Genomic DNA, 1,316 nt, shown 5'->3' on the forward strand with positions numbered 1-1,316 from the left:
TAAGCTATTTTGATAAAAGTTTCACTTTAGAAAGTAGCGGAGCGTATTGATTTTAGATAAAATATTCAAAAAAAATATCTAATGAATAAACAAATTCTTTGGCAAAAATGCCAAAGAATTTGTTTTTCAAGATTATTGCAGCTTTTTGAGGTAGTTAGCAGAGAAAATTGTAGGTTTGAGGAAAGAACAATAAGAGAAATCACTAGATTATGGAATTGTGTCCTTGCGAAGGGCTCCTTATAAATCTGCAAAAATCACAGTTTTTCAATTTATCTGATCTCTTCAAAATAATTCGGGGAAGATTTCAGCAGACCGCCGACAAAAAAAGTATCCTCTTCAAATTGAGTGGAAAGCTCTCAATTTCTGCTTATTGAGCTTTTTTCTCTGATTAGTTGAGCCAGAGATGGCATCCCAAATGTACCGCTAACTCTATCACATATGTACTGATATGCACTTACACCCAGTTTCTTTGCTGTCTGAACAATCGTCATAAATGTGTCATTTGCTTTTGTTCCTTCCTCTGTTATGGTTTGAAGGCTCACATCTCTTTTTCTGACTTTTGCTCTCGCCGCTAGTTCCGCTGCATTGTTATGCAGCGGAACCTCTGGCAAGACCAGGACCTTTAACAGCTGTTCCTTGTTCTCTTTTGTCTTAGCGATTCTTTCATCCAGCTGTTCATATCCTGTTTTGGTAGAAAACAACTGATCAAACTTAACGGATAATTGCTCCGCTACCTCTGAATCTGGTTTTATTCTAAACTTAGAAAGCTCACCATAAAAGTTCCAGTAACTGTTCAGAAAAGCTTTCAGCTTTTCTTTATGATACGGAACTATTGGCCTTAATTTCTTGTAGTTTCTACCGTCATGAATCCAACAAAGAGCATGGTGATATGCAATTTGCCTGAACTGACGTGCATCATCACTTAAAAGTGTGGTAACCACAGGTATGTCTTTACTTTGATGATAGGCCGCAATTGCACAGGCTTCAAGGACTTTCTTCTTAGTAGTTTTATATCCATTAAGTGAGAAAACACAATCCAGTTTTCGACGCATTTCTTCGTCACTGAATATTTTGTTTTTAAAAGACGAGAGTTTTTCCATCCAACTTTGGGAAACATTAAACGTTTTCATCAGATTATATGCTTCATCAGTAAAGCAGTATGTTTTTTCTTTTCCACATAAAAGCACGTCTAAAACATTTTCTCTATTTTTATTGGGAACTGTAAAATAAGCAGTATAATAAGGATTACAAAGAATTTGAGTATAATAATTGACACCATTGACTCTTGCACCTGTATCATCAATCTGCTGATAAGG

Annotated in this window: 1 protein-coding gene; it reads right to left on the reverse strand. The window is 35.7% G+C overall.

The window, feature by feature from the left end; all coding sequences use genetic code 11:
* Positions 1-356: 356 nt before the first annotated feature.
* On the reverse strand, positions 357-1,316 hold a 960-nt coding region (locus ASJ81_RS12745; RefSeq protein WP_095644690.1), incomplete at its 5' end, for an IS66 family transposase.

Source organism: Methanosarcina spelaei, from assembly GCF_002287235.1.
In the GTDB taxonomy this organism is placed as follows: Archaea; Halobacteriota; Methanosarcinia; order Methanosarcinales; family Methanosarcinaceae; genus Methanosarcina; species Methanosarcina spelaei.